This is a genomic window from Fontibacterium abundans (SeqCode) (assembly GCF_965235095.1).
GTDB lineage: Bacteria > Pseudomonadota > Alphaproteobacteria > Pelagibacterales > Pelagibacteraceae > Fontibacterium > Fontibacterium abundans.
Genome location: NZ_OZ249405.1, coordinates 682,194 through 707,744, shown reverse-complemented (window position 1 = coordinate 707,744; position 25,551 = coordinate 682,194). Strand labels below are relative to the sequence as shown.

Here is a 25,551-nt window from a genome sequence, read left to right as displayed (position 1 = left end):
GTAAAACTTAATTAAAAGAAATAATAATTACTTTTAATTTTAATGCTCAGACTAAAAACAATATTCAATATTTTATTAATCTTTTTATTTGTTCTAAGTTGCTCTTCATCAAACGATAAACCTTTAGTCGCCCCTCCAAAAGAAAAAGTTAGTCTTCCCAAGTTATGGGGTTTTGCGATGGACGATTTTAATGAAGGTAAAGCGGAAGGAGCAATTGAAAAATTTAAGATGGTGGAAAAAGATTATTCGTACACAGAATGGGCTCCAAAATCTTTATTAATGATGGCATATGTTTACTATGAAGCAAACCGTTGTGTAGACACACTTTCTGTACTTGAACGTTATGTAAAATTTTACCCGAATAATCCTGAAAGAGTTTATGTAGAGTATTTAAAAGGTGTTTGTTATTTTGAAGAAGTAAGTGAATTTTCTAAAGATCAAGAAAAAACTGTTAAAGCAATTACTCAATTTAAATCTTTAATAAATAGTTATCCAAATACAGAATATGCAGACGATGCTAAATATAAATTAGATCTGTTGAACGATTTAATGGCCGGAAAAGAAATGTATGTTGCAAGATATTATATGAATAAACAAAAATGGGCAGCAGCAATCAATAGATTAAAAATAATTGTAGATAAATATCAAACCACAATTTATATCGAAGAGGCTTTATATAGACTCGTTGAAATTTATCATAAATTAGGGCTGGAAGAAGATGCTAGTAAAGCTGCGGCAATTTTAGGTTATAATTTTAATTCTAGCGAGTGGTATAAAAAAAGTTATTTATTAGTTTCAACAAATCAGACCACTTTACCTAAAAAAAATAAATCTCTTTTAGATGGTTTTAAAAAAATAATTAATTAACTTTTAATGAAGTCTTTATCTTTAAAAGAGTACAAAGAAAAAATTACTTTAATTCAAAAATTAAATAAGGCTTATTATCATAAAGACAAACCATTAGTTTCAGATGCTGAGTACGACAAAATTAAAAAAGATATTTTAGATTTTGAGAAAAAAAATCCTGATATTGTAGATATAAATTCCCCATCGGAAAAAATAGGTTTTGCTCCTTCAGAAAAATTTTCTAAAGTTAAACATCTTGTACCAATGTTATCTTTAGATAATGCTTTTACAAAAGATGACGTGGAAGATTTTTTAAAAAAAATCAGAAATTATCTAAATTTTGAAAAAGATACTCTTATAGAATTAACGGCAGAACCTAAGATCGATGGCATATCAGCGTCTTTAATTTACAAAAATAATAAGATTATTCGAGGACTTTCGCGAGGAGATGGTGAGTATGGAGAAGATATAACAGAAAATTTATTAACTATTAAAGATATTCCACAAGTCCTTCATGGTGAAAACATAGATAAAGAATTTGAGATTAGAGGTGAAGTTTATATTGGAAAAAAAGATTTTGAAAAAATTAAAAATGACTTTGCAAACCCTAGAAATGCGGCAGGAGGTTCATTAAGACAAAAAGATTCAAAAAAAACTGCCTTAATACCATTAAAGTTTTTTGCACATAGTATTGGTGATATTGATGAAAAGAAATTTAAAACACATATAAATTTTTTAAATTTTTGTAAAAAAATTGGTTTCAAAATAAACCCACTTACAAAAACTTTCAGTTCAGCAGATGAACTAATTAAAAGTTACCTTCATGTTGAAGAAATAAGATCTTCATTAGATTACGATATTGACGGTATTGTTTATAAAGTTAACGACTTAACCTTACAAAAAAGACTTGGAAGTTTATCGTCATCGCCAAGATGGGCTATCGCTCATAAATTTTCATCTGAAAAAGCTACAACCGTTATTCGCAAAATCGAAATACAAGTTGGAAGAACAGGAGCACTAACTCCAGTTGCAAAATTAGATCCGGTAAATGTGGGCGGCGTTCTAGTGTCTAATGCAACATTACATAATGAAGATGAAATTATTAGGAAAGACATTAGGTTGAACGATACGATTATTATTCAAAGAGCAGGAGATGTTATTCCACAAGTAGTTGAGGTTATTAAATCTAAAAGAGATAAAAATAGTAAAAAATTTATATTTCCAGACAAATGTCTTTGTGGTCGTCCTGCGGTTAAAGATTATAACGAAACCTCAAAAAAATTAGATGTAGTTAAAAGATGTACAGACACAGGATTTAATTGTGAATTTATGGCAAGAGAAAAAATTAAACATTTTGTGTCAAAAGAAGCTCTTAATATAGATGGTTTTGGAAAAAAAATTGTTGAAGATTTCTGGTCTTTAAACTTTATTCGTTTGCCTCAAGATATTTTTACTCTTGATTATAAAAAAATAGAAAAATTAGAAGGCTGGGGAGAATTATCAGTTAGTAATTTAAAGACAGCAATTGAGAAAAGCAAAGAAATTAACCTTGCAAAATTTATATATAGTCTTGGCATACGTCATATTGGTCAAGAAAATGCTAAAAATTTATCACGTTATTTTGTTTCGATGAAAAATTTTCTAAAACTTTGTAATCCAGATCTTTTAATGAGTGAAATTAATAGTTTAGATGAAATCGATGGAATTGGAGAAACTCAAATTGAATCGTTAATACATTTTTTTAAAGATAAAAAAAATAATAAAGTTGTTCATGAATTAAGTAAGATTTTGAATATCAAAGATTTTCTAGAAAAGAAAATTGATAGTTTTTTTTCAGGAAAGAATATTATGTTTACAGGGGGCTTTTCTACCATGAGCAGATCTGAAGCTAAATCTTTAGCAGAAACTTTCGGTGCTAAAATATTAAGTTCTGTTAATAAAAAATTAGATTATTTAGTTATTGGCTTATCTAAACCGACAAAAAATAAAATTGATAAAGCTAAAGAATTGGGTGTTAAAATTATAGAAGAAAAAGAATGGTTAAAGTTATCAAGAAATAGCTGAACAAGCTTTAGTTAGCATTTTAAGCTCCATGTTGTTCATGAAAGGTTTTAATATATAAAAAATATTTTGATGATAGGTATTAATCCAATTTATTTCATTTTTATTTAAAAGCTTCTTGTTAATACAATCTTTATCAAACGGAACCATTGTGAGATTTATAAATTTTGAATGATTGTTATTAATCCTTTCGCAATAAATTAAATTTTCAATTCTTATTCCAAAGTCATTTTCTTTGTAAAATCCAGGTTCATTAGACAGGATCATCCCTGGTAATATTTTATGTTTGTTATAAGGAGATAATCCTTGCGGTCCTTCATGTACATTTAAAAAATAACCAACCCCATGACCTGTGCCGTGCGAATAGTTGTAACCGAGTTTTAATAAAGGAGCTCTTGCAACTTTATCTATATGTTTTCCAAGTGTAGTTTTTTTTAATTTATATAAGGCAACCGCAATATGTGCTTTAAGAACAGTTGAATAAATTTTTTTTTGAAAATTTGATACTTTGCCAATAGCTATTGTTCTAGTTACGTCCGTAGTTCCATAAAAATACTGACTACCAGAATCTAAAAGAAATATATTATTCCCTTTGATCTGTTTGTTAGTTTTATGACTTGATCTGTAATGAACAATGGCTCCATTTGATCCAAATCCTGAAATGGTATTAAAACTTGGATACAAATATTCTTGGTGTTGTTTTTTATACATCTCTAACTTATTTTGCGCAGATATTTCAGTTAACTTTGTTTTTTTATAATTATTTTTTGACCAAAAAATAAATTTAGTTAAAGCAATCCCATCAAATAAATGAGCAATTTTTGTATTATTGATTTCTGTTTTGTTTTTAATAGCTTTTAATAAGTAGATGGGGTCTTCAATATTAATAACTGTATTTGAAGAATGAATATTTTTTTCATAATAAAAACTGCATGTTTTTTTATCTATTAAAATTTTAGATTTTTTAATTTTTCTTAAGTAGTTAATAAAAGATTCTTCTTTAATAAAAATTACTTTTTTTCCAAAAAATTTCTTAATCTGAGGTGTGACTTTATTAATGTTCGTAAAAAATATAATTTTTCTATTTTTATTAAATAAAATTTTTCCGTTGGTAAGTGGACTAGACATGGCGTCAGACCCTCTAATATTTAATAACCAAGAAATATTTTCAACAGATGTTGAAAGTAAATAATCAATATTTTTTAATTTAAGAAATTTACTTATTTTACCAATTTTATTTAAATAGTTTTCTCCTTGGTATTTTTCTTCAAAAAGATAAAATTTATTATGATTAACATTAGATTTGTTTTTCCAAATTTTATCAATTAAATTAAAATTTATAGGTTTTAAGTTAATTGAATTTTTAGAGATAATATTTTTTAAGGAATTTAAAGTAAAAAGTTTTGGATCAAATCCTAAAGTAATTTTTTTATTTATATTTTTAAGTATATGATGAGGTTCAATTTTAGGAACTTCACAAATTTTAAAATCTTTATTTACTTCAGTTTTTGCTTGTAATGTATAACGACCATCAACAAATAAATAAGATTTATTTTTTAAAATTAATGCAAGTCCTGTTGAACCAGTAAACCCAGATATAAATTTTAATCTATCTTTATTTTCAGGAACATACTCCCCAAAATATTCATCATTTTTTGGAATTAAATAAGCATCACAGGTTTCTTGATTTAAAATATTTCTTAATTGATTAATTTTGTTCATTACTTTTTTTTATAAATTTATCAATTATCTTTTTTTCACCATATTTTTTAAAACTGATAATAACTTTATTATCTTCAATATGTATTACCTTTCCATTGCCAAAATCTTCATGACTTACACTTTCACCAACTTTAAAGATTGTATTATTATTGCTGTAGCTAATTTTATTAAAATTAGTCTTATTCTGTTTTGCTTGTTTTAATCTTTCCCAACCAGGACTTCTTGACGGCTTGTCGTAGTCAATCTCCTGATTAAAATCAAAATCATTTTTTTGGTATTCTGAAAAATGATTTTTCATATTGATATTATCTTTAGGAAGTTCATCAACAAAACGTGAAGGAAGTGTTGGCATCCAGTCTATGTCCCTATCTCTCTTGCCACCATAAATTCTTCTATTATTAACAAAAGAGATAAATAATTTCTTTTTTGCTCTAGTAATTGCAACATAAGCAAGTCTTCTTTCCTCCTCAATTGCTTGGTGACCTTTTTCATCTATTGATTTTTGATGAGGAAACAATCCCTCTTCCCAACCAGGTAAAAAAACTACATCAAACTCAAGTCCTTTAGCCGCATGCATAGTCATTAAATTTATTTTTTCACCATTCCAATCTTGATCTATGGAGGTTTGTAATGAGATATTTTCAAGAAAATCTTGAAGGCTACTATAATTTTTCATTGATAATATTAATTCTTTTAAGTTTTCTAGTTTGCTGTCAGCTTCCGGTGTCTTTTCATTCATCAGCATTTGAGAGTAGCCAGATTCATCAAGGACTTTTTCCGTTAGTTCATAATGACTTATTTCTTTTGATAATTTTCTCCATAACTGAATATCAGTGATAATTTTTTTTAAGCTTAAAATAGTTTTACCAGTGGAGTTTTCTTGTTCGCAATACGTAAGTGATGCTTGTTCTAAATTAATACTTTTCTCTTTAGCGATTTTATGAATTTCTTTTAGAGTAGCATCTCCAATAGAACGTTTTGGAGTATTGATTATTCTTTCAAAGGCAAGATCGTCATTTTCCTGATAAATAATTCTAATATAACAAATAGCATCTTTAATTTCTGCTCGGTCGTAAAATTTTAATCCTCCGATAACTCTATAAGGTAGATTAATTTTTATAAATCGATCCTCAAACTCTCTTGTTTGAAAAGCAGCTCTAACCAATATGGATATTTGATTGAGTGAATATTCTTTTGATAAATTTTTTTCAATTTCATCTGCAACTGCTACTGCTTCATCGTATCCGTTATTGTAGCAATTAACTTCTATCAAATCCCCTTTAGTATTTTCAGACCATAGTTTCTTGCCAAGTCTATCCTCGTTATTAGAAATTAAAGAGGAGGCAGTATCTAAAATATTTTGAGTCGATCTATAGTTTTGTTCTAGTTTAATAACTTTTGTATTAGCGTTTAGTTTATCAAAATTTAAAATATTTTTAACCTCAGCACCACGCCAACTATAGATAGATTGATCATCATCTCCAACGCAGCATAAATTATTATTTTTTTTCGATAATAGGTTTAGCCAAATATTTTGAATAAAGTTTGTGTCTTGGTATTCGTCTACTAGAATATATTTAAAATTATTATGATATAATTCTAAAATTTCAGGCATAGTTTTAAATATTGTTACGCAATGTAAGATTAAATCTCCAAAATCCACACAGTTCATAATCCTCAATCTTTGCTGGTAAATTCTATATATTTTTAATGCAGTATCTTTAATATAGTTTTCATTATTTATTTTAACTTCACTTGGAATAAGACCTTTATTTTTCCAATCATCTATAAAAGCAGCAACTAATTTAGGTGGTATTTTTTTTATATCAATGTTTTCTGATTCAATTATATTTTTTACTAGTCTTAACTGATCAAGTGTATCTAAAATTGTAAAATTAGATTTTAAACCTACCGCCTCAGCATGACGTCTTAAAATTTTATTACTAATTGAATGAAAAGTTCCAAGCCAAGGCAGAGATGAAGATTGAGCGCTAAGAATTTTTAATATTCTTTCTCTCATTTCATTTGCAGCTTTATTAGTAAAAGTTACGCAAAGAATTTGAGTAGGCCAACACTTTTGAGTCTCAATGAGATGAACAACACGAGTTGTTAAAACTTTAGTCTTGCCAGAACCTGCACCAGCTAAAATTAACAATGGACCGTCGGCATGAATGACAGCTTCTTTTTGTTGATTATTGAGGTTTAATAAGTAATTTTGGCTAGTGGAGTTCATAAAATCAAATAGATCAAGTAGTTAACATAATATATCAAAAATTAAATGATTCTTAAGAAATTAAAGTTTTTAAAGTTATTAAACACTTTAAAATCTTTTTATAATCATAAAGTTTATAGCAGAGCGATGGTTGCTTTTGCGGGTATATTTTTTATTATTTTTTTATCACCATTTTTTATAGATCTTGATCGATATAAACCTGAGATAGAAAATCAGATTCAGGAGAAATTTTTTATTAAGGTTAAGATTAATGAAAAGATTACTTACAAACCATTTTTAAGGCCTCATATTGAATTATTTTCAGTAGATATTTTTGAAACTAACAAAAAAGAAGATGTTTATATTGGTAATATTTACAAAGTTAATCTTCGGATTAATATTTTTGATATAGTTCTGAGAAAGTTTAATATTACCGACGTTGAAGTAGTTGATGGCATTATTGAATTAGAAAACAATTACTTTGATAATTTTTTTAAAAATACAGATTCTATTAAAAATCTTAAGGCAATTAAAGTTAGCAACTTAGATTTAAAATATTCTTCACAAAACAATTCTATTGAGATTAGCGATATTAATAGTGACATTATTTTTGACAAAGGAAATTTAAAAAGATTTGATTTAACAGGAAATATTTTTAATTTACCTTTTGTAAGTGCTTTCCAAGGCGCAAGAAATAGGGATAAAAGTGTTGGTCATTTATCTATAGAGTCTAAAGATCTTAAATTTTATTTTGATGCAGATTTAGCTGATATTAATTTTTTAAAAAATGAATTTTTAGGAAATGCAAAAATTAGATTTGCAAACACCCTAAGCACAATTGGATTAAATAATTTAACTTTGCAATTTAGTTTTGATTTAAAAGATGAACATGTAGATTTAAAAAATATTTTAGTTAATTCTTTTTTATATAAAGGACAAGGTTCTGCAAAAATTGATTTTAAACCAAGACTCGCTTTGTTTAGTGAATTTAATTTTATAGATACAAATTTTAAAAAATTATCCAATGGTAATCTTAAAGATTATCTAGTGCATAATAAATTATTTAATATTCATGAAGATTTTTATGGTGTCTTCAAATTAAATTTTAAAAACATGGTCACTAATCACAATCTTTTTTCTGATGCTAATGCTGTTATTGTCGTTGAGGGTGGTGATGTAAATATTAAGGAATTAAATTTAATTTCCAAATTTAATGATTTATTAAAAATAAATGGTCGTTTTATTACTCAGAATAGAGAAACAATATTTTTTTTTAATTCACAAATTGATCTAGTAAATATTAAGAACTTTTACAAAAATACTAATGGAGCAAGGGAAAAGATAGCGCTTTTACCAAATGCTAGTTTTTCTGGAAAAATGAAAGGAGATTTAAATATGAGAAAGGGAAGAGTAGTGGTGAATGAAATCATTGGAAATAGTAATAAAAAATTTAATAAAAATAATCTTAATATTGTTCAAGAAGAATTTAATCTGCGCTTAAATAAAGATATTTTGAATGTTTTAGATCCAAGAATTTATAGTTTCTTGTTCTAATTTGGGTGTGTCATTTTTCTTGGATTAATTAATCGATCGTATTCTTTTTCATCAACTAATCCGCTTTTCAGAGCTTCTTCTTTTAAAGACGTTCCATTCTTGTGTGCTTTTTTTGCAATCATAGAAGCATTATCGTAACCAATTTTTGGAGCAAGAGCAGTTACTAGCATCAATGAACTATTTAATAACTGTGAAATTCTTTTTGTATCTGCTTTAAGACCTTTTAGACAATATTTAACAAAACATTCAATAGAGTCTGATAATAATTCAATTGATTGAATCATGCTGTGACCAATCACTGGTTTAAAAACATTTAATTCAAAATGTCCGTTTGATGCAGCAATAGTAATTGTTGTGTGGTTACCAATGACTCTTGTGCAAACCATTGTAACAGCTTCACACTGTGTTGGGTTTACTTTGCCAGGCATGATTGATGAGCCTGGTTCATTTTCCGGAAGAATAAGCTCCGCATAACCAGCTCTAGGACCTGAGCCAAGAAATCTTATGTCGTTTGAAATTTTCATCAAAGCAACAGCAAGAGTATTAAACGCACCAGATAAATTAACTATTGGTTCATGACTTGCAAGTGCTTCAAATTTATTTGGAGCAGTTCTAAACGGTAGTTTAGTAATTTTTTTAATCTCTAATGCAATTTTTTTATCAAAGCCTTTTTTAGTATTAATACCGGTACCAACAGCTGTCCCCCCTTGAGCCAGGAAATACATTTCTTTTAAAGCTATTTCTATACGTTTGATGCAATTTTTAATTTGCATATGATAGCCAGAAAACTGTTGTCCCAAAGTTAGTGGAGTTGCATCTTGAAGGTGCGTTCTTCCAATTTTAACTATATTTTTAAATTTAGTTACTTTTACAGCTAATTCTTTTTCCAATAATTTTAAAGAAGGAAGAAGTCTTTCTTTTGCATCAATAGCGACAGCTATGTGGATGGCACTAGGATAAGTATCATTTGTAGATTGGGATTTATTTACATGATCATTTGGATGTACAGGTTTTTTTGATCCTATTTTTCCACCTAAAATTTCAATTGCTCGATTAGAAATAACTTCATTAACATTCATATTTGTTTGAGTTCCAGAACCTGTCTGCCAAACTTTAAGTGGAAAATGATTGTTAAATTTTCCTTTAATTACCTCATCAGAGGCCTTGATAATTGCTTGAGAAATTTTTTTATCTAAAGATTTGAATTTAAAATTAACAATAGCAGCGGCTTTTTTAACAATAGCTATAGCTCTTATAATCTCTAGTGGGACTAATATTTTTCCAATTTTAAAGTATTTTAATGAACGTTCTGTTTGAGCTCCCCAATACTTATCTGCTGGAACTTTGATTTTACCAAAACTATCAGATTCAATTCTTGATGCCATATCAGTATTATCTTATATCACTAATGATAATTTTTAATAGTTGCTAATCAAGTAAAATTTATGAATGTTGTAATTATAGGAGCTACTTTCGGCATAGGTTACGAACTTGGCAAAAAATACTTAGATCAGTGTGATAATTTAATTTTATTAGGAAGAACTCAAGAAAAATTACAAAATTTAAAATTAGAATTCAGTTCAAAAAGAACAAAAATATCAACATTTTCTTTAGACGTTACAGATAAAGTAAATTCTCAGAGAATTATTAATGAAATTATAAAAGAATTTAAAACTATTGATTTAGCTGTTTATTGCTCTGGCTATTATGAGCCGCATAATACTTTTGATATTAGGTTAGACTTATTTGAAAAAACTTTTGCAGTTAATTTTTTTGGTATGATTAACTGCTTTTCAATTTTGTTACCTCATTTTAAAATACAAAAATTTGGTCATCTTGCAGCCATTAGTTCACTTGCAGGATTAGGTGGGTTGCCAAATTCCTCATCTTATGGACCTTCAAAAGCTGCTATGATTAACTATTTTGAGTCTATTAAAATTGATTGCGATAAAAATAATATTTCTTTAAGCATTATTAATCCTGGCTTTGTCAAATCCAGGCTAACAGAAAAAAATACATTTGATATGCCATTTATTATGGAAGCAGACAAAGCTGCTGAAATTATCTTTGAGGGTCTTCTAGCTAAAAAATACGACATTACTTTTCCAATTCAGATGAAAATTATTTTTAAAATTCTACAAATTTTACCACGACCAATTTATTTTTTATTAGTTAGAATTTTAACTAAAAATATTTAAATGTTTTTCGAAAAACATGTCTTTTGTTGTATTAATAAAAGACCCGACTCCAATCCAAAAGGCTGTTGCAGTTCAAAAAATTCTGAAAAATTGCAAATAGAATTAAAGACAAAGATTAAAGGTTTAAAACTAAATAAAAAAATTAGAATTAATAAATCTGGTTGCTTAGATAGATGCGAGAAGGGGCCAGTAATGGTTATTTATCCTGAGGGTGTTTGGTACGCTTTTAAAACCTCAGAGGACATTGATGAGATTTTAAATTCTCATTTATTAAATGACAAGATTGTTGAAAGATTAAAAATATAATTTTTATTTTAATGCAGCCGCAATATCTTTTTTAAGATCAGAAACTGTTTCTAAGCCAATTGAAAGTCTTATTAAATTTTCAGTAATACCAAGCGATAATCTTTCGTTTTCAGTCAAAATACGATGAGTTGTTGTAGTTGGGTGAGTCACAATAGATTTTGTATCACCTAAATTATTAGAAATATCAAATATTTTTAATTTATTAATAAATTTAAATGCATCTTTCTTTTTTCCTTTAATTTTAAAACTTAAAATTGTTCCACCAAGAGTTTGCTGCTTTTTAGCAAGCAAGTATTGAGAAAAATTTCTTAAAAATGGATAAAATACTTTTTCAATTTTAGAATGCTTATCTAAAAATTGAGCAATTTCTAAAGCAATATTAGACTGCTCCTCTACTCTAATTTTAATAGTTTCTAAACCTTTTAGCAAAACCCAAGCATTAAATGGACTAATAGCAGGACCCGTGTGTCTTAAGAAAGGTTTTAAAACATTCTCTTTAAATTTTGTTGAAGATAATATTGCTCCACCCAAAACTCGTCCTTGTCCGTCAATATGTTTTGTTCCAGAGTAAACAATAATATCTGCTCCTAATAAAACTGGTTTTTGCAAAACAGGACTTGCAAAAATATTATCAACAACAGTTATGATTTTATGTTTTTTTGCAATATTACAAACTGCTTTAATATCAATTAATTCTAAAAGTGGATTTGAAGGAGTTTCAAAGAAAAAAATCTTTGTATTTTTTTTAATAGCTTTTCTCCATTCATTTATATTTTTTCCATCTATAAATGTTACTTCAATCCCATATCTAGGCAAAATATTTTTGACAATCTCCTTGCAAGATCCAAATAAAGCAGAAGACGAAACCAAATGATCTCCCGCTTTTAATTGACACATTAATGAAAAGAAAACAGCAGCCATTCCACTTGCTGTTGCAAAACAATCCTCAGAACCATCTAGAAGCGCTAATCTTTTTTCAAATGTTTCAACAGTAGGATTTGAGTATCGAGTATACTGAAAGCCTTTCTTGGTACCTTTAAAAATAGCTTCAGCTTGCTCAGCGCTATCGTAAACAAATCCTGATGTTAGAAACAACGCTTCAGAGGTCTCATTAAACTGACTTCTGTTTAATCCTCCTCGAATTAAATTAGTATTAGTTCCAAGTTTTGTTTTTTTCATTTCTCGGTTCTTAATTCCTTCGCCGCTTGCACCATAGTTTCAAGTGCAGCTATTGTTTCAGGCCAGCCTCTAGTTTTAAGACCGCAATCTGGATTTACCCAAATTCTTTTCTTATCAATTAACTTAGAAGCTTTTTGAATAAGCTCTTTCATCTCATTTTTATTAGGAACCCTAGGAGAATGAATGTCATAAACACCAGGTCCTACTTCATTTGGATATTTGAACTTTTCAAATGTTTTTAATAATTCCATTCTAGATCTTGATGTTTCTATGGAGATAACGTCAGCATCTAAAGCAGCAATCGCATCAATAATATCCTCAAATTCAGCGTAACACATATGAGTGTGAATTTGTGTTTCATCTTTTGCAACAGCAGCAGAAATTTGGAAAGCATTAACAGCCCAATCTAAATATTGCTTCCAATCATTTTTCTTCAAAGGCAAACCTTCTCTTAAAGCAGGTTCATCAATTTGAATCATTTTAATGCCATTGCTTTCAAGATCTTCAACTTCATCTCTTATTGCAAAAGCAATTTGTAATGCAGTATTCTTTCTTGGCTGATCATCTCTAACAAAAGACCATTGTAAAATTGTTATTGGACCCGTTAGCATTCCTTTAACGATTTTTTTTGTTTGGTCTTGTGCAAATTTTGACCATTGTACAGTCATAGATTTTGGACGAGAAACATCTCCAAAAATAATTGGAGGTTTTACGCATCGTGAACCATAACTTTGCACCCAGCCACTAGATGTAAATGTAAATCCTTTAAGCTGTTCACCAAAGTATTCAACCATGTCATTTCTTTCAAACTCACCATGAACAATAACGTCGATATCTATTTGCTCTTGTTTTTTAATAGCATCGATTGTTTTTACTTTTAGAAAATCCTCATATTCTTTTAAGCTTAATTCATTTTTCTTAAATTTAGCTCTGGCATTTCTTACGTCAGAAGTTTGAGGAAAAGATCCAATGGTTGTTGTTGGATATAAAGGTAAGTTAAATACCTTCGTTTGTATTTCGGATCTTTTAACAAAGTTAGATTTTCTATTTAATATCTGCGTTGTAATATTTTTGGCTCTTTGTTTAACTTTATCATCATGAATTAACTCGGATGTTGCTCTGCTAGTGATATCTTTTTTATTTTCATCTAAGTAATTTTTGATTTCATCATTACCTTTGTTTAATGAAATTTTAATATGATTAAGTTCAATAAGTTTTTGCTTAGAAAATGATAGCCACTTTCTAATTTTTTCAGGAACTTTAGTCTCTAAACCTAAATCATAAGGCGTATGTAATAATGGACAAGAAGAAGAGATCCATAGGTTTTTAATATTTTTTGAATACTCTGTTATTTGTTCAATTTTTTTATTAACATCAGATTTCCAAATATTTCTTCCATCAATAATTCCAATAGAAATTGTTTTATTAGTATCCTTTAAGGAATTTATATTTGAAATCTTTCCTCGTATTAAATCAAAATGAATTCCATCTACATCGCTTTCCAAAATTTCTTTTTCAACTTCCGGATCCAACTTTTCAAAGTAAGTTGTTAGGATAATTTTAGACGAACCAGCAAATTTCTTTAATTGATTTAAAGTATTTTTGATTAGTTTAGTAAAATCAGCATTTTGATTTTTTACTAAAATAGGCTCATCAATTTGAATCCATTCAGCTCCTTTCTTATTTAAACCAGATAAAATTTCAGCATAAACTGGTAGCAAATCATCTAATAAATCAATGCTTTTAAAAGATTCATCTGTAGTCTTTCCAAGACTTAAAAAAGTAAGAGGGCCTAGAATAATTGGCTTAGTATTAAAGCCTAATTTTTTTGCTTCATCAAATTCTTCAAACGGTTTGTTTGAACTTAGTTTGAATTTTTGATTTTTTGAAAACTCTGGCACTAAGTAGTGGTAGTTAGTATCAAACCATTTTGTCATTTCAAGCGCAGGAACATCCAAATCTTTTGTTTGTGAGCCCCGTGCCATTGCAAAATAAGTTTTGAAAGAAACTTTATCGTCTTTATGTTTATATCTTTCAGGAATTGAGCCTACTAAACAAATGGTATCCAGAACTTGATCATAAAAAGAAAAATCATTTGAACAAATATAATCAACCCCATTATCTTTTTGTGTTTGCCAATTATTTTTTTTTAAATCACTAGCGCACTTTAATAAATCATTTTCAGAAATTTCAGATTTCCAATATTTTTCTAAAGCATTCTTTAATTCTCTTTTTGGACCTATTCTTGGATAGCCAATGCAGTTTATTTTTATCATTATATATATCTCTCCTTTTGTTTAAAAAATTGGTTTACGTTTTGGTTGTATTCTTTTTGTACTGCTTTTTTTTCGTTTAGTAGATTTTTACAAACCGCATATGTTAATTCATATTTATTTAGTGTGTAAAAATGAAATTCATTAACACCTTCAGCGTGCAGTTTATTTACTAAGTTACAAGCTATATCGATGCCAACAAATTTTTCGTCTTCTTTTAAATTAGAGAATTTATCTTCAATCCATTTAGGAAGGAACGTTCCGCATTTTAAACTAAAATCTTTTACTTTTTTAAAGTTATCAATAGGTAAAATTCCAGGAATAATAGGAGCTTTAATACCAAGCGCAATTGATTTATCTCTAAATCTTAAGAATTTTTCATGATCAAAGAAGAATTGAGTTATGACTTTATCAGCACCTTGGTCAACTTTAATTTTTAAATTTTCTAAATCTTCGTTTTCATTTTTAGATTCAGGATGTATGTCAGGATAACCAGCTACTGCAATTTCAAAATTACCTAATTTTTTTAAACCTTTAACCATATCAGCGGCATTAATATAGCCTCTTTCATGAGGCTTATATTTTGAATCTTTTTTTCTAACATCACCACGTAAAGCTACGATTTTATTAATTCCATTATTTAACCAATCTAGAGCAATAGTGTTAATTTCGTCTTTACTCATATCAACGCAAGTAAGATGACCCGCAACCGGAGTATTCGAATTCTTTTTTATTTTTTTTACTAAGTAATCGCTCTTATCTCTTGCACCGCCCCCAGCGCCAAAAGTAACGGATACAAACTTTGGATTAAATGCTTCAAGTTTAATAAAGCTTTCCCATAGACTTTCATCAGCTGTTTGATCTTTGGCTGGAAAGAACTCAAAACTAATATTCAAATCTTTGCTCATAATTCATTCTAAACAAAGGTTTTTTAGGAAAGTTTTCGAAAAAAACCACCAGATAAAGCGGCGGTTATAATTGCATCGCTTTAGCTGGATTTATATAGCGCCCGCAATTTGAAATAACTCGGCGCAGAAAATTAAATAACTTTATTAAGATAATTAGTCAATATAGATCTAGATTTATCAATGATACCAAACAATTATTTACTATTTGTTCAACTAATAACCATACTCTTTATTACTCCAGGTCCACAGAGAATTCTAATTATTACTAATTCTATGAACTATGGTTTTCCAAAAAGTTTATGGACAGGTTTAGGAGATGTTTCTGCAAATGCAATTCAAATGATCTGCGCAACATTTGGTGTTTATACGCTAATGAAGCCAAATCCGCAAATTTTAGATATTTTTAAATGGATTGGAGGATTATATTTAATTTATTTAGCAATAAAGTTTTTAGTAAGAAAAACTAGCCTTACAATAGACAAAACATTTGGCACTCGATCAGCATTCGATTTATTTAAAGATGGATTTATTTCTGCTTTGTTCAGTCCGGGTGCCATAGTTTTTTTTTTAGTTATGTTTCCTACTTTTTTAGATCCTAATAATAATTTTATAATCCATTTTACTATTCTAATGACAACCCATGTATTTTTAGATTTTTTCTTTTTGACAATTTACGCTGGTGTTTCAAGTAGAATTGCAATCTTTCTTAAAAATTATCCAAATTTAATTAGCAGATTATCGGGATGTGCTTTGTTATTTCTAGCTTATAGAATTTTGAGCACAAAAATTAATTTATGAACAAAACGTTTAATCAACATTTTAGACAAGGATGTATTGTTGGAATGGGAATTCCAGGAATTAGTTTAGCGGCAAGTTTTTTTGCTTTAGGTGCTCTTTTTAAAAATACAGGATTAAATGCGACACAAAGTTTTCTTTCAACTTTAATTAGTTTTGCTTTGCCAGGACAAGTAGTTATGGCTGAGACACTTATCGTTCATGGAACTTTTTTAAATATTTTTTTGTCGGTTTATCTAACTAATGCAAGATTATACCCAATGACTATAAATTTAATTCCAGTTATTAGAGAGCAAAATAGGCCAAGATGGCATTACTATGTAGTTGCGCATTTTATAGCGGTCACAAGCTGGGTTCATATGCTTAACAATTATAAAACAATTGAAAAAGAAAATCGTTTTAGTTTTTTTTTCGGTCTTAGTGCAACACTTTGGATTATGTCGACCATTACAACAGTAATTGGTTTTTATACTGCCGGAGTTATTAGTAAAAATATTTTTATAGCAATTATTTATTTAAACCCGATTTATTTTATGTGTATGATTGTTGCAGGATTAAATAAAAATTACATTATTTTAACAGTTATTTTATCAGTAATTTTATCTCCTCTGTTATTTTTGGTAACACCAAGTTGGTCTGTATTAATCGCTGGATTAATTGCAGGAATAACTTCTTATTTAATTTTTATAAGGTAAAATATGACAGCAAATTATATTTATATAGCAATCCTAATCTCAGCTGCAGCAACTTATCTGTCTAGGTTTTTAGGAGTATTATCTGCAAAATATGTAAATGAAGAGGGCAAATTATTTAAATTTGTTTCTTGTATTTCTTATGGAATTTTAAGTGCATTAATAGCTAGAATTTTTATTCATCCAGTTGGAGCTTTAGAACAAACATCAACATTTATAAGAATTTTTGTGGCAGGACTTACTATTGTTGTTCTTTTTCTTTCAAAAAAGAATGTTTTGTTGTCCTCTTTTTTTGGAATTATCTTATTTGGAATTTTAAATTTTTACATTCATTAAAATGAAAAAAATATTAATTTTATTTTTTGTTATTTTTTTTACATCGGTTTCTTACTCACAAGATAAAAAGTATGCATATTTTGCAGGAGGTTGTTTTTGGTGCATGGAGGCTGCCTTTGAAAAAATTGATGGGGTTACCGATGTCGTTTCCGGATATAGCGGTGGAACGAAAGAAAATCCCACATATGAAGAAGTTTTAAAAGGTAGAACCGGGCATATTGAAACTGTTAAAATAACATACGATCCGAAAGTAATTTCGTATTTAGAACTTCTTAAAAATTTTTGGATTAATATTGATCCTTATGATGGGAAAGGTCAGTTTTGCGACAAAGGCAATAGTTATACTTCAGTAATATTTTATCAAAATAATGAAGAAAATAAATTAATTGATCAATCTATTAATGAAATGAAATCGCTAAATAGGAAAAAAATTAAAACAGCTTTTGTTGAATTTAAGAATTTTTACCCAGCAGAAGATTATCATCAAAATTATTATAAAGAAAATCCAACGCGTTATTATTCTTATTTACTCGGCTGCGGAAGACCGGCTAGATTAAAAGAAATTTGGAAATAGTATTATATAATTTTCCAAGTTCCAGAAGCTGTTGCAACTAAATTTGTTTTCTCAAATAATTCAGCGACTACAAAAACAAGAGAATTAGTTTTTTTCGATATTTTTACTTTACCAATTAAAACATCACCTTCTTTTGATGCTGAAATAAATTTTATATCTAATGCAATGGTCACACATCTTTTTCCATCGATCACATGATAAGCGGCTGAACCCATGCCGTTATCTAGTATTGCAGCTATGTATCCTCCATGACTAATGCCACCAGAATTTAAATTGTAATTTTTTACTGTTGCACTAAATTCAAAAGTGTTCTCTGAGATTTTTTTAAAATCAATTCCACCAATGTGTGTGATAAACCCCTTTTTACTAACGTCTGAAGCAAAATTAGAATTGTTCATATTAACTAATCTTTTCTGGAATAAATTTTAAAACTATTCCATTGTTACAATATCTTTTACCAGTAGGTTCTGGGCCATCATCAAATAAGTGTCCATGATGACCGTCGCATTTTGCGCAATGATATTCTGTTCGTGGATACACCAGTTTATAATCAGTGCTGGTCTTAAAAGCACCTGGATAGGATTTATAAAATGAAGGCCAGCCTGTTCCGCTGTCAAATTTCATCTTTGAGCTAAATAATTTTGTATTACATCCAGCGCAATAATAATTTCCTTCTTTTTTTTCATCATTAAGATTACTTGTAAATGCCGGCTCAGTGCCTTGCTTTCTTAATATTATATATTGATTTTCCGTTAAATTTTGCTTCCAATCTATTTCATCTGTTTTTTTTTTATCTTTGTTCATATTTTCAAATAATCACACCACTTCAGATTGTATAAGATTATTTCCAGTTATTGCGTTTTGATATTTTTTATAATCTAATCTTATTTTAAACAATTTAAAAAGGAAGTTAACATGTTAAAAAAAATATCAGGAGCTATAACTGCTTTGATGTTGATGATGAGCTCTGCTCAGTCAGCTGAATTTATCAATATCCTAACAGGTGGAACGTCAGGAGTTTACTACCCATTAGGAGTTGGAATTTCTAAAATTTATGCAGAAAAAATTAAAGATTCAAAAGTTCAAGTTCAAGCAACAAAAGCTTCAGTTGAAAATTTAAATCTTCTTCAAGACGGAAAAGGTGAATTAGCATTTGTTCTTGGTGATTCAGTTAAATTTGCTTGGGCAGGAGATGCTGAGGCCGGCTTTCAGGGAAAACTTGATAAGTTAAGATTAATTGGAGCGATTTATCCAAATTATATACAAATTGTAGCTTCAAAAGAATCTAATATTAAAACACTAGCTGATCTTAAAGGAAAAAGACTTTCAGTAGGTGCTGCAAAATCTGGAACAGAATTAAATTCTAGAGCAATTTTTGCTGCAGCTGGGATGTCTTACAAGGATTTAGCGAAAGTTGAATATTTACCTTATGCTGAATCAGTTGAATTGATTAAAAATAGACAACTTGATGCCACTCTTCAGTCAGCTGGAATTGGAGTTGCTTCTTTAAAAGATTTAGCAAACTCAGTTGAAATCGTTGTTGTTACAGTACCCGATTCTGTTGTTAAAAAAATGGGAGCACCATTTGTTTCAGGAAAAATACCTGCAAACACTTACAAAGGTCAAACAACAGACGTTACCACTGCTGCGGTAATTAATTACCTAGTGACTAGAAAAGACGTTTCTGATGCGACAGCATACCAAATGACTAAATTGTTCTACGAGAATCTTCCTGCACTAGTTGCTTCGCATGCTGCTGCAAAAGATATTACTCTTAAAGACGCTGCAAAGAATTCACCAATTCCTTTGCACCCAGGAGCAATTAAGTTTTACAAGGAAAAAGGATTAGTTAAGTAAACCTTTTTAAGAACTGATCTTTAATTAGTTTCAGTTTTAATTATGGAAACATCACACAATGTTAGCACGGCTGAAAAAAAATCAGCCGTGTTAGCAGATACTATATTAGAAAGTTTCCCAAAAAATTTTGAAGGCAAAGTTTTATTTTATATAGCTATAGCATTTTCAACTTTTCAATTACTTACTGCGGCTCATATTGTAGATGTGCCAACACAAATTCTCAGAGCAACTCACGTCGGATTTTTAAGCTTGATTGCTTTGCCTTTAATCGGCGCTTTAAAAAATTATAAAATAGGTTTTAGATATTTGTTATGGTTTTTGGGAATAATAGGTTTTGCTGTCGCGATGTATCAGTACATTGAATACAATAATTTAATTGTTAGATCAGGAAGTCCAACGCCTAACGATGTATTTTTTGGAGTCTTGGCTTTAATAGTGATTTTCGTCACTGCTTGGATAATAATGGGACCATCACTTCCAATTATATCAGGATTTTTTTTAGCATATTGTTTTTTTGGAAATTATCTTCCAGGAATTTTTCAACATCGAGGTTACAGTTTTTCTCAAATTATTGATCAACTAACTTATGGAACTGAAGGCATATACGGGGTTCCTGTATATGTCTCTTCTACATATATATTTTTGTTTATTTTATTTGGTTCTTTTCTTGAACGAGCAGGAATGATCAAGCTTTTCACCGATGTATCATTAGGTCTCGTTGGACATAAAATAGGAGGACCAGCCAAAGTTTCTGTAATTTCTTCAGGTTTGATGGGAACAATATCAGGCTCTGGAGTTGCTAATGTAGTTACAACAGGGCAATTCACAATTCCATTAATGAAAAGTTTTGGTTACCGACCTGCTTTTGCCGGTGGTGTTGAAGCGACATCTTCTATGGGTGGTCAAATTATGCCACCAGTCATGGGAGCAGTTGCTTTCATTATGGCAGAAACTCTAGGAGTTAAATATTTTGAAGTTTGTAAAGCGGCTATTATTCCAGCTTTCTTCTATTATCTTTCTACATTTTGGATGGTTCATATTGAGGCTGCAAAAAACAAATTATATGGAATGCCAAAAAACGAATTACCCTCAGCGCTTAATGCAATAAAGACGAAATGGTATCTTATACTTCCTGTAGTTGCTTTAGTTTATTTGTTATTTAGTGGTTATACACCGCTGTATTCAGGAACTATTGGATTAATTCTTACTACCTTTTTAATTTTAGGAAGTTCAATTGCTTTAGGATTTTCATCAAAAACAATAAGGTTTATTTTCTGGATCGCTCTTGGTTTTGTATCCTCTGGTTTTTTCAAAATGGGTTCTTCCGTTATTATGTTTACGTTACTAGTTTTGATAGTTTGGAATTTTTTATCTAAAGGGGGGAGAAACACATTAATTGATTGTAGAGATGCATTGGCAGAAGGGGCAAAGACTGCACTACCGGTGGGAATCGCTTGTGCTGTCGTTGGAATTGTAATTGGAACATTAACGCTTACAGGAATAGCAAGCACGATTGGACAGGTAATTATAAGCGTTGGGAAGAGCAGTATATTTTTATCATTAGTTCTTACGATGATAATTTCATTAATACTAGGCATGGGAATTCCAACCATTCCAAATTACATAATTACCTCTGCAGTTGCAGGACCTGCTCTTTTAGAATTAGGTGTTCCGCTTATTGTAAGTCATATGTTTGTATTTTATTTTGGAATACTTGCTGACTTAACACCTCCTGTAGCGCTTGCATGTTTTGCAGCAGCGCCTATTGCAAAAGAAAAAGGATTAAAGATTTCAATCGAGGCAGTTAAAATTGCTATGGCAGGTTTTGTTATTCCTTATATGGCAGTTTATAGCCCAGCTTTAATGTTGCAAAATGTTTCAGGTCAAAGTTTGGATATGTTTTTAATTTCTGTTTTATATATTTGCTTAAAAGTATTTATAGCAATTATTTTTTGGGGAGTTGCAGTAATAGGTTATTATAAAGAAAAACTTTCTATTACTGAAAGATTGTTTGCAATTATTATCCCGGCTTTGTTAATTACTGCATTGCCTGTTAGTGATGAAATCGGTTTTAGTATACTTGCGGTATTTTTATTTCTTAGGTGGCTAAAGGTAAGAAAAAAAAATAAAATTGCAGCATGAGTTTGTGTGTACTAGCCGGAGCTAAAGTTACAACATTTGCTATTTCTTTCTTTACATTAACTTGGATGCATTCAGTTGAAAAAGTTGAGTGGCAAGAAGATTGGAGAATTATCAATTCTAAACTTAAAATTATAGAGGCCAGGATTAAAGGATCGGGTGCGGGGATGGAGCCACCAGAGGATGCAAAATTAGTTAAAGGGTGGTGGGTTTATAAACCAAGTGTTAGCGCAAAAGATGAATTAATTTTAGCAACATCTCAGACAAATATTAAGAATTGGAATATTTGTTTTAATGGGAAGTGTCAGGAACTTCCAAAAAATGAAAATAAACCATTGAAGTTATATGTTTGTGATAGTAAATAAATCACGATTTCTTTAGTAATTATGAGCAAAATCAATTCTTTTAAATCTAAGAAAACAATTAAAGTTAACAATAAAAATTACGTTATTTACAGTTTAACTGAAGCTGAAAAAAATGGACTTAAGGATATAAACAAACTTCCAAAATCTCTTAAAGTTTTATTAGAAAATTTACTTCGTTACGAAGATAATACTACCGTAGATAAAACTCAGATTAATGCTCTGCAAGGCTGGCTAAAGACAAAAACTTCAGAAATTGAAATTGCATATCGACCAACTCGTGTTTTAATGCAGGACTACACAGGAATTCCAGCTGTTGCAGATTTAGCTGCAATGCGTGATGCAGTTAAGGCAAAAAATAAAGATCCAAAAAAGATTAATCCATTATCACAAGTAGACTTAGTCATCGATCACTCGGTGATGGTTGATAATTATGCAAATAAAGATTCGTTTGATTTAAACGTTGAAAAGGAATTTTCAAGAAATGGTGAAAGATATTCATTTTTAAAATGGGGACAGCAGGCATTTAATAATTTTAAAGTAGTTCCTCCAGGAACAGGAATTTGTCATCAAGTAAATTTAGAATATTTATCAAAAGTAGTTTGGTCTTCAGAAATGAATGGAGAATTAACTGTTTATCCAGATACTTTAGTTGGAACAGATAGTCACACAACAATGGTCAATGGACTTTCAGTTCTAGGTTGGGGAGTTGGAGGAATTGAAGCTGAGGCCGTGATGTTGGGACAGCCTATTTCTATGTTAATTCCAGAAGTTATCGGATTTGAAATTAAAGGAAAATTACCAGAAGGAACAACCGCAACAGATTTAGTTTTAACTGTTACACAAATGCTAAGGCAAAAAGGTGTGGTTGGAAAATTTGTAGAATTTTATGGTGAAGGTTTAAAAAATTTATCATTAGCCGATAGAGCAACCATTGCAAACATGGCTCCAGAGTACGGTGCAACATGTGGATTTTTTCCAATCGATGAAGAGACCCTTAAATATTTAGAATTTACTGGTAGAGACAAAGACTTAATTAAACTTATAGAAGTTTATGCAAAAGAGCAGGGTCTATGGGCAAGTTCTGACATGGTATTTACAGATACTTTAAGTTTAGATGTAAGCACAGTAGTTCCAACAATTGCAGGACCAAAACGTCCACAAGATAAAGTTTTATTAACGGATGCTGCAAAAGATTTTGATAAAAACTTTAAAGAGACAATCAAAAGAACTGCGTTAAAAGAATATGCGGTTGAAAATGCAAATTATAAATTAAAAGATGGAAATATAGTAATTGCTGCAATTACATCTTGCACAAATACTTCTAACCCTAGTGTTTTAATTGCCGCAGGACTTCTTGCTAAAAAAGCAATTGAAAAAGGATTGTCCTCAAAACCTTGGGTTAAAACTTCACTAGCTCCTGGTTCTAAAGTTGTAACGGATTACTTAGAAAAAGCAGGATTAGATACTTATCTTAATCAATTAGGTTTTAATTTAGTAGGATATGGTTGCACAACTTGTATTGGAAACTCTGGACCACTGAATGACAATATTAATAATGCAATTACAAAAGGTGAGTTATACGTAGCATCAATTCTTTCAGGAAATAGAAATTTTGAAGGACGAGTGCATCCGCAAGTCAAAGCAAATTACTTAGCCTCACCTCCACTTGTTGTAGCTTACGCTATTGCAGGTTCGATGACGTTTGATCTTTATAAAGATTCACTTGGCAAAGATAAGAGTGGCAAAGATGTATTCTTAAAAGATATTTGGCCTTCTAATAAAGAGATTGCAGACACAATCTTAACTTCAATCACAGCGCAGATGTATAGATCGCGTTATGATAACGTATCAGAAGGCCCTACTAGTTGGCAGAAGATCAAAACAGTAGCAAGCAGCATTTATGATTGGGATAAAAAATCAACCTATGTAAAACGTCCACCATTTTTTGAAAATCTACCTGATAAGCCAGAAGGATTTAAAGTAATTAAAAGCGCAAGACCTCTTCTTATACTAGCAGATTCAATAACAACGGATCACATTTCCCCAGCAGGATCTATTCAAAAGTCTGGACCCACAGGTGATTATTTTATGCAGCATCAAGTATTACAAAAAGATTTTAACTCTTATGGAGCAAGAAGAGGAAATCATGAAGTAATGATGAGAGGAACATTTGCAAATATTAGAATTAAAAATGAAATGGTACCAGGGACAGAAGGTGGAGTTACAATGCTTCATCCTGATAAAAAAGTAATGCCAGTGTTTGATGCTTCAATGGAATACCAAAAAAGAAAGGTAGATCTTATTGTAATCGCAGGAAAAGAATATGGAACAGGATCGTCGCGTGATTGGGCAGCAAAAGGTACAAAACTTTTAGGAGTTAAAGCTGTTATTGCGGAAAGTTTTGAAAGAATTCATAGATCTAATTTAGTAGGTATGGGAATTTTGCCTCTTCAATTTAAAGAAGGCTTTTCTAGAAAAACTTTAAACCTAAAAGGATCTGAAATTATAAATATTCTAAATGTTGAAAAAGGTTTAAAACCTAGAGAAGAGGTGACTGTTGAATTCTTATACGAAGACGGAAGTTCAAAAAAAATTAATGTTCTTTCTAGAATCGATACTGATAATGAAACTGAATATTATAAGCACGGTGGTATTCTTCAGTACGTTCTAAGAAACATGGCTTAGATTATCCACATGCACCCTTAAAAGTAGAAAATTTGATTCAAAATAGAATCAAAAGGGAATCAAAACGAGAACATTCATCAAATATTGCTGTTATTTTATGTGGGTAACTTAGTCCTGTATCCAGGGATTTTTTTTCTTACCGTCTTTTTCGTTAAGAGCTTTAAAGAATGGTTTCTGAGGAATTAAAAAGTTGCCAAAGAAAAACATCACGGCAGCTCCAAATACAAACCCCCCGATATGAGCTCCATAAGCAACTCCACCCTGATCAGAGCTTCCACTCGAGCTAATAAATTGTAAGATAAACCAAAATCCTAAAACAAACATTGCAGGAATTTTCACCATTTGAGTAAAAAATCCAAAAGGTATTAGTACCAAAACTTTATTCCTTGGATATCTGACTAAATAAGCGCCTAGCACTCCGCTTATTGCTCCACTTGCTCCAACCATTGGGATAGTTGAATTTACATTTAAATAAACCTGAGTCATTGCAGCCGCAACACCTGATGCTAAATAAAATAAAATAAATTTTACTTTTCCAAGATCATCTTCAATATTGTCAGCAAAGATCCACATATAAAGCATATTTCCTATTAAATGCATAAAACCTCCATGCATAAACATTGACGTAATCAAAGTAAGATATGGATCAATTTTATTTAGATCGTTTGGCAAAGTTTCGGTACCAAGAAGTGAGGCCGGAACCACTCCATAAGAGTAAAATAAACTTCCATTATTAAAACCAGGAGAACTTATTTGTATTAAAAAAACTACAACGCAAATTCCTATTATTGTGTAACTTAGTATTGGAGTTGAGAGGGTACTATTTTCGTCTTTTAATGGGATCACAAA

The 25,551-nt window shown here is 29.9% G+C and carries 22 protein-coding genes; 13 read left to right on the top strand and 9 right to left on the bottom strand.

The window, feature by feature from the left end:
* Positions 1-42: 42 nt before the first annotated feature.
* Complete coding sequence (locus tag AC8GER_RS03945; protein ID WP_506597571.1) at positions 43-867, top strand: outer membrane protein assembly factor BamD; 825 nt, start codon at positions 43-45, stop codon at positions 865-867.
* A gap of 6 nt (positions 868-873) precedes the next feature.
* Entirely contained in the window at positions 874-2,910 is a 2,037-nt protein-coding gene (gene ligA / locus AC8GER_RS03940; protein WP_506597570.1) for an NAD-dependent DNA ligase LigA, read from the top strand.
* Here ligA and AC8GER_RS03935 read toward each other — a convergent pair.
* Positions 2,896-4,629, bottom strand: coding sequence for an aminopeptidase P family protein (locus AC8GER_RS03935; protein ID WP_506597569.1), 1,734 nt, complete (start codon positions 4,627-4,629; stop codon positions 2,896-2,898). The two genes, ligA and AC8GER_RS03935, sit on opposite strands and share 15 nt — an antisense overlap.
* Complete coding sequence (locus tag AC8GER_RS03930) at positions 4,616-6,862, bottom strand: ATP-dependent helicase (protein ID WP_506597568.1); 2,247 nt, start codon at positions 6,860-6,862, stop codon at positions 4,616-4,618. Before AC8GER_RS03930 ends, AC8GER_RS03935 begins: the two co-directional genes overlap by 14 nt.
* 45 nt (positions 6,863-6,907) lie before the next feature.
* On the opposite strand from AC8GER_RS03930, the gene AC8GER_RS03925 reads away from it, so the two are divergent.
* On the top strand, positions 6,908-8,395 hold the full coding sequence (locus AC8GER_RS03925; protein ID WP_506597567.1) for an AsmA family protein: 1,488 nt from the start codon (positions 6,908-6,910) through the stop codon (positions 8,393-8,395).
* Here AC8GER_RS03925 and fumC read toward each other — a convergent pair.
* Positions 8,392-9,780, bottom strand: a complete 1,389-nt coding sequence (gene fumC, locus AC8GER_RS03920) for a class II fumarate hydratase (RefSeq protein ID WP_506597566.1) — start codon at positions 9,778-9,780, stop codon at positions 8,392-8,394. The genes AC8GER_RS03925 and fumC overlap by 4 nt on opposite strands.
* Before the next feature lie 60 nt (positions 9,781-9,840).
* Between fumC and AC8GER_RS03915 the strand changes: the two genes are divergently transcribed.
* Both AC8GER_RS03915 and AC8GER_RS03910 read left to right on the top strand, forming a co-directional pair.
* Positions 9,841-10,593: an SDR family NAD(P)-dependent oxidoreductase gene (locus tag AC8GER_RS03915; protein WP_029167048.1), complete on the top strand. Its 753-nt coding sequence runs from the start codon at positions 9,841-9,843 to the stop codon at positions 10,591-10,593.
* On the top strand, positions 10,594-10,899 hold the full coding sequence (locus AC8GER_RS03910) for a (2Fe-2S) ferredoxin domain-containing protein (RefSeq protein ID WP_029167049.1): 306 nt from the start codon (positions 10,594-10,596) through the stop codon (positions 10,897-10,899). It abuts the gene before it with no gap.
* Between the two features lie 3 nt (positions 10,900-10,902).
* On the opposite strand, the gene metZ is transcribed toward AC8GER_RS03910, so the two are convergent.
* Genes metZ through metF form a run of 3 tightly spaced genes read right to left on the bottom strand, consistent with a single transcriptional unit; the run spans position 10,903 to position 15,259 of the window.
* Positions 10,903-12,078: an O-succinylhomoserine sulfhydrylase gene (gene metZ, locus AC8GER_RS03905; RefSeq protein WP_506597565.1), complete on the bottom strand. Its 1,176-nt coding sequence runs from the start codon at positions 12,076-12,078 to the stop codon at positions 10,903-10,905.
* A complete protein-coding gene (gene metE / locus AC8GER_RS03900; protein WP_506597564.1) occupies positions 12,075-14,354 on the bottom strand; it encodes a 5-methyltetrahydropteroyltriglutamate--homocysteine S-methyltransferase in 2,280 nt (759 codons plus the stop codon). Before metE ends, metZ begins: the two co-directional genes overlap by 4 nt.
* Entirely contained in the window at positions 14,354-15,259 is a 906-nt protein-coding gene (gene metF / locus AC8GER_RS03895) for a methylenetetrahydrofolate reductase [NAD(P)H] (RefSeq protein WP_506597563.1), read from the bottom strand. Before metF ends, metE begins: the two co-directional genes overlap by 1 nt.
* A 180-nt stretch (positions 15,260-15,439) precedes the next feature.
* Here metF and AC8GER_RS03890 point away from each other — a divergent pair, with 180 nt between their 5' ends.
* The 4 genes from AC8GER_RS03890 to msrA are packed head-to-tail and all read left to right on the top strand — an operon-like array spanning position 15,440 to position 17,656.
* The gene (locus AC8GER_RS03890) at positions 15,440-16,057 is read left to right on the top strand and encodes a LysE family translocator (protein WP_506597562.1); all 618 of its coding nucleotides are present in this window, start codon (positions 15,440-15,442) and stop codon (positions 16,055-16,057) included.
* Complete coding sequence (locus AC8GER_RS03885; RefSeq protein WP_506597561.1) at positions 16,054-16,749, top strand: AzlC family ABC transporter permease; 696 nt, start codon at positions 16,054-16,056, stop codon at positions 16,747-16,749. The genes AC8GER_RS03890 and AC8GER_RS03885 overlap by 4 nt, the downstream gene beginning before the upstream one ends.
* Positions 16,750-16,752: 3 nt before the next feature.
* Positions 16,753-17,082: an AzlD domain-containing protein gene (locus tag AC8GER_RS03880; RefSeq protein ID WP_506597560.1), complete on the top strand. Its 330-nt coding sequence runs from the start codon at positions 16,753-16,755 to the stop codon at positions 17,080-17,082.
* A 1-nt stretch (position 17,083) separates the two neighbouring features.
* The gene (gene msrA, locus AC8GER_RS03875) at positions 17,084-17,656 is read left to right on the top strand and encodes a peptide-methionine (S)-S-oxide reductase MsrA (RefSeq protein ID WP_506597559.1); all 573 of its coding nucleotides are present in this window, start codon (positions 17,084-17,086) and stop codon (positions 17,654-17,656) included.
* Positions 17,657-17,658: 2 nt separating this feature from the next.
* Here the strand turns inward: msrA and AC8GER_RS03870 are convergent, their stop codons facing one another.
* Both AC8GER_RS03870 and msrB read right to left on the bottom strand, forming a co-directional pair.
* Positions 17,659-18,054: a PaaI family thioesterase gene (locus AC8GER_RS03870; RefSeq protein WP_506597558.1), complete on the bottom strand. Its 396-nt coding sequence runs from the start codon at positions 18,052-18,054 to the stop codon at positions 17,659-17,661.
* 1 nt (position 18,055) lies between these two features.
* Positions 18,056-18,460, bottom strand: coding sequence for a peptide-methionine (R)-S-oxide reductase MsrB (gene msrB / locus AC8GER_RS03865; RefSeq protein WP_506597557.1), 405 nt, complete (start codon positions 18,458-18,460; stop codon positions 18,056-18,058).
* A 111-nt stretch (positions 18,461-18,571) separates the two neighbouring features.
* On the opposite strand from msrB, the gene AC8GER_RS03860 reads away from it, so the two are divergent.
* From AC8GER_RS03860 to acnA, 4 genes are read left to right on the top strand one after another with little or no spacing between them, the layout of a single operon-like run.
* Positions 18,572-19,513 carry a TAXI family TRAP transporter solute-binding subunit gene (locus AC8GER_RS03860; protein ID WP_506597556.1) on the top strand — a complete coding sequence of 314 codons (942 nt, stop codon included), beginning with the start codon at positions 18,572-18,574 and terminating at the stop codon, positions 19,511-19,513.
* Positions 19,514-19,555: 42 nt separating this feature from the next.
* A complete protein-coding gene (locus AC8GER_RS03855) occupies positions 19,556-21,655 on the top strand; it encodes a TRAP transporter permease (RefSeq protein WP_506597555.1) in 2,100 nt (699 codons plus the stop codon).
* Positions 21,652-22,017, top strand: coding sequence for a DUF1850 domain-containing protein (locus AC8GER_RS03850; protein ID WP_506597554.1), 366 nt, complete (start codon positions 21,652-21,654; stop codon positions 22,015-22,017). The genes AC8GER_RS03855 and AC8GER_RS03850 overlap by 4 nt, the downstream gene beginning before the upstream one ends.
* 21 nt (positions 22,018-22,038) lie before the next feature.
* Positions 22,039-24,702: an aconitate hydratase AcnA gene (gene acnA, locus AC8GER_RS03845; RefSeq protein ID WP_506597553.1), complete on the top strand. Its 2,664-nt coding sequence runs from the start codon at positions 22,039-22,041 to the stop codon at positions 24,700-24,702.
* Between the two features lie 108 nt (positions 24,703-24,810).
* On the opposite strand, the gene AC8GER_RS03840 is transcribed toward acnA, so the two are convergent.
* Complete coding sequence (locus tag AC8GER_RS03840) at positions 24,811-25,548, bottom strand: rhomboid family intramembrane serine protease (RefSeq protein ID WP_506597552.1); 738 nt, start codon at positions 25,546-25,548, stop codon at positions 24,811-24,813.
* Between the last annotated feature and the right edge of the window lie 3 nt (positions 25,549-25,551).

Bases quoted from the DNA above. Each gene is read 5' to 3' on its own strand.
- AC8GER_RS03945 (WP_506597571.1), top strand. From the start codon at position 43: ATGCTCAGACTAAAAACAATATTCAATATTTTATTAATCTTTTTATTT.
- ligA (WP_506597570.1), top strand. From the start codon at position 874: ATGAAGTCTTTATCTTTAAAAGAGTACAAAGAAAAAATTACTTTAATT.
- AC8GER_RS03935 (WP_506597569.1), bottom strand. From the start codon at position 4,629: ATGAACAAAATTAATCAATTAAGAAATATTTTAAATCAAGAAACCTGT.
- AC8GER_RS03930 (WP_506597568.1), bottom strand. From the start codon at position 6,862: ATGAACTCCACTAGCCAAAATTACTTATTAAACCTCAATAATCAACAA.
- AC8GER_RS03925 (WP_506597567.1), top strand. From the start codon at position 6,908: ATGATTCTTAAGAAATTAAAGTTTTTAAAGTTATTAAACACTTTAAAA.
- fumC (WP_506597566.1), bottom strand. From the start codon at position 9,780: ATGGCATCAAGAATTGAATCTGATAGTTTTGGTAAAATCAAAGTTCCA.
- AC8GER_RS03915 (WP_029167048.1), top strand. From the start codon at position 9,841: ATGAATGTTGTAATTATAGGAGCTACTTTCGGCATAGGTTACGAACTT.
- AC8GER_RS03910 (WP_029167049.1), top strand. From the start codon at position 10,594: ATGTTTTTCGAAAAACATGTCTTTTGTTGTATTAATAAAAGACCCGAC.
- metZ (WP_506597565.1), bottom strand. From the start codon at position 12,078: ATGAAAAAAACAAAACTTGGAACTAATACTAATTTAATTCGAGGAGGA.
- metE (WP_506597564.1), bottom strand. From the start codon at position 14,354: ATGATAAAAATAAACTGCATTGGCTATCCAAGAATAGGTCCAAAAAGA.
- metF (WP_506597563.1), bottom strand. From the start codon at position 15,259: ATGAGCAAAGATTTGAATATTAGTTTTGAGTTCTTTCCAGCCAAAGAT.
- AC8GER_RS03890 (WP_506597562.1), top strand. From the start codon at position 15,440: ATGATACCAAACAATTATTTACTATTTGTTCAACTAATAACCATACTC.
- AC8GER_RS03885 (WP_506597561.1), top strand. From the start codon at position 16,054: ATGAACAAAACGTTTAATCAACATTTTAGACAAGGATGTATTGTTGGA.
- AC8GER_RS03880 (WP_506597560.1), top strand. From the start codon at position 16,753: ATGACAGCAAATTATATTTATATAGCAATCCTAATCTCAGCTGCAGCA.
- msrA (WP_506597559.1), top strand. From the start codon at position 17,084: ATGAAAAAAATATTAATTTTATTTTTTGTTATTTTTTTTACATCGGTT.
- AC8GER_RS03870 (WP_506597558.1), bottom strand. From the start codon at position 18,054: ATGAACAATTCTAATTTTGCTTCAGACGTTAGTAAAAAGGGGTTTATC.
- msrB (WP_506597557.1), bottom strand. From the start codon at position 18,460: ATGAACAAAGATAAAAAAAAAACAGATGAAATAGATTGGAAGCAAAAT.
- AC8GER_RS03860 (WP_506597556.1), top strand. From the start codon at position 18,572: ATGTTAAAAAAAATATCAGGAGCTATAACTGCTTTGATGTTGATGATG.
- AC8GER_RS03855 (WP_506597555.1), top strand. From the start codon at position 19,556: ATGGAAACATCACACAATGTTAGCACGGCTGAAAAAAAATCAGCCGTG.
- AC8GER_RS03850 (WP_506597554.1), top strand. From the start codon at position 21,652: ATGAGTTTGTGTGTACTAGCCGGAGCTAAAGTTACAACATTTGCTATT.
- acnA (WP_506597553.1), top strand. From the start codon at position 22,039: ATGAGCAAAATCAATTCTTTTAAATCTAAGAAAACAATTAAAGTTAAC.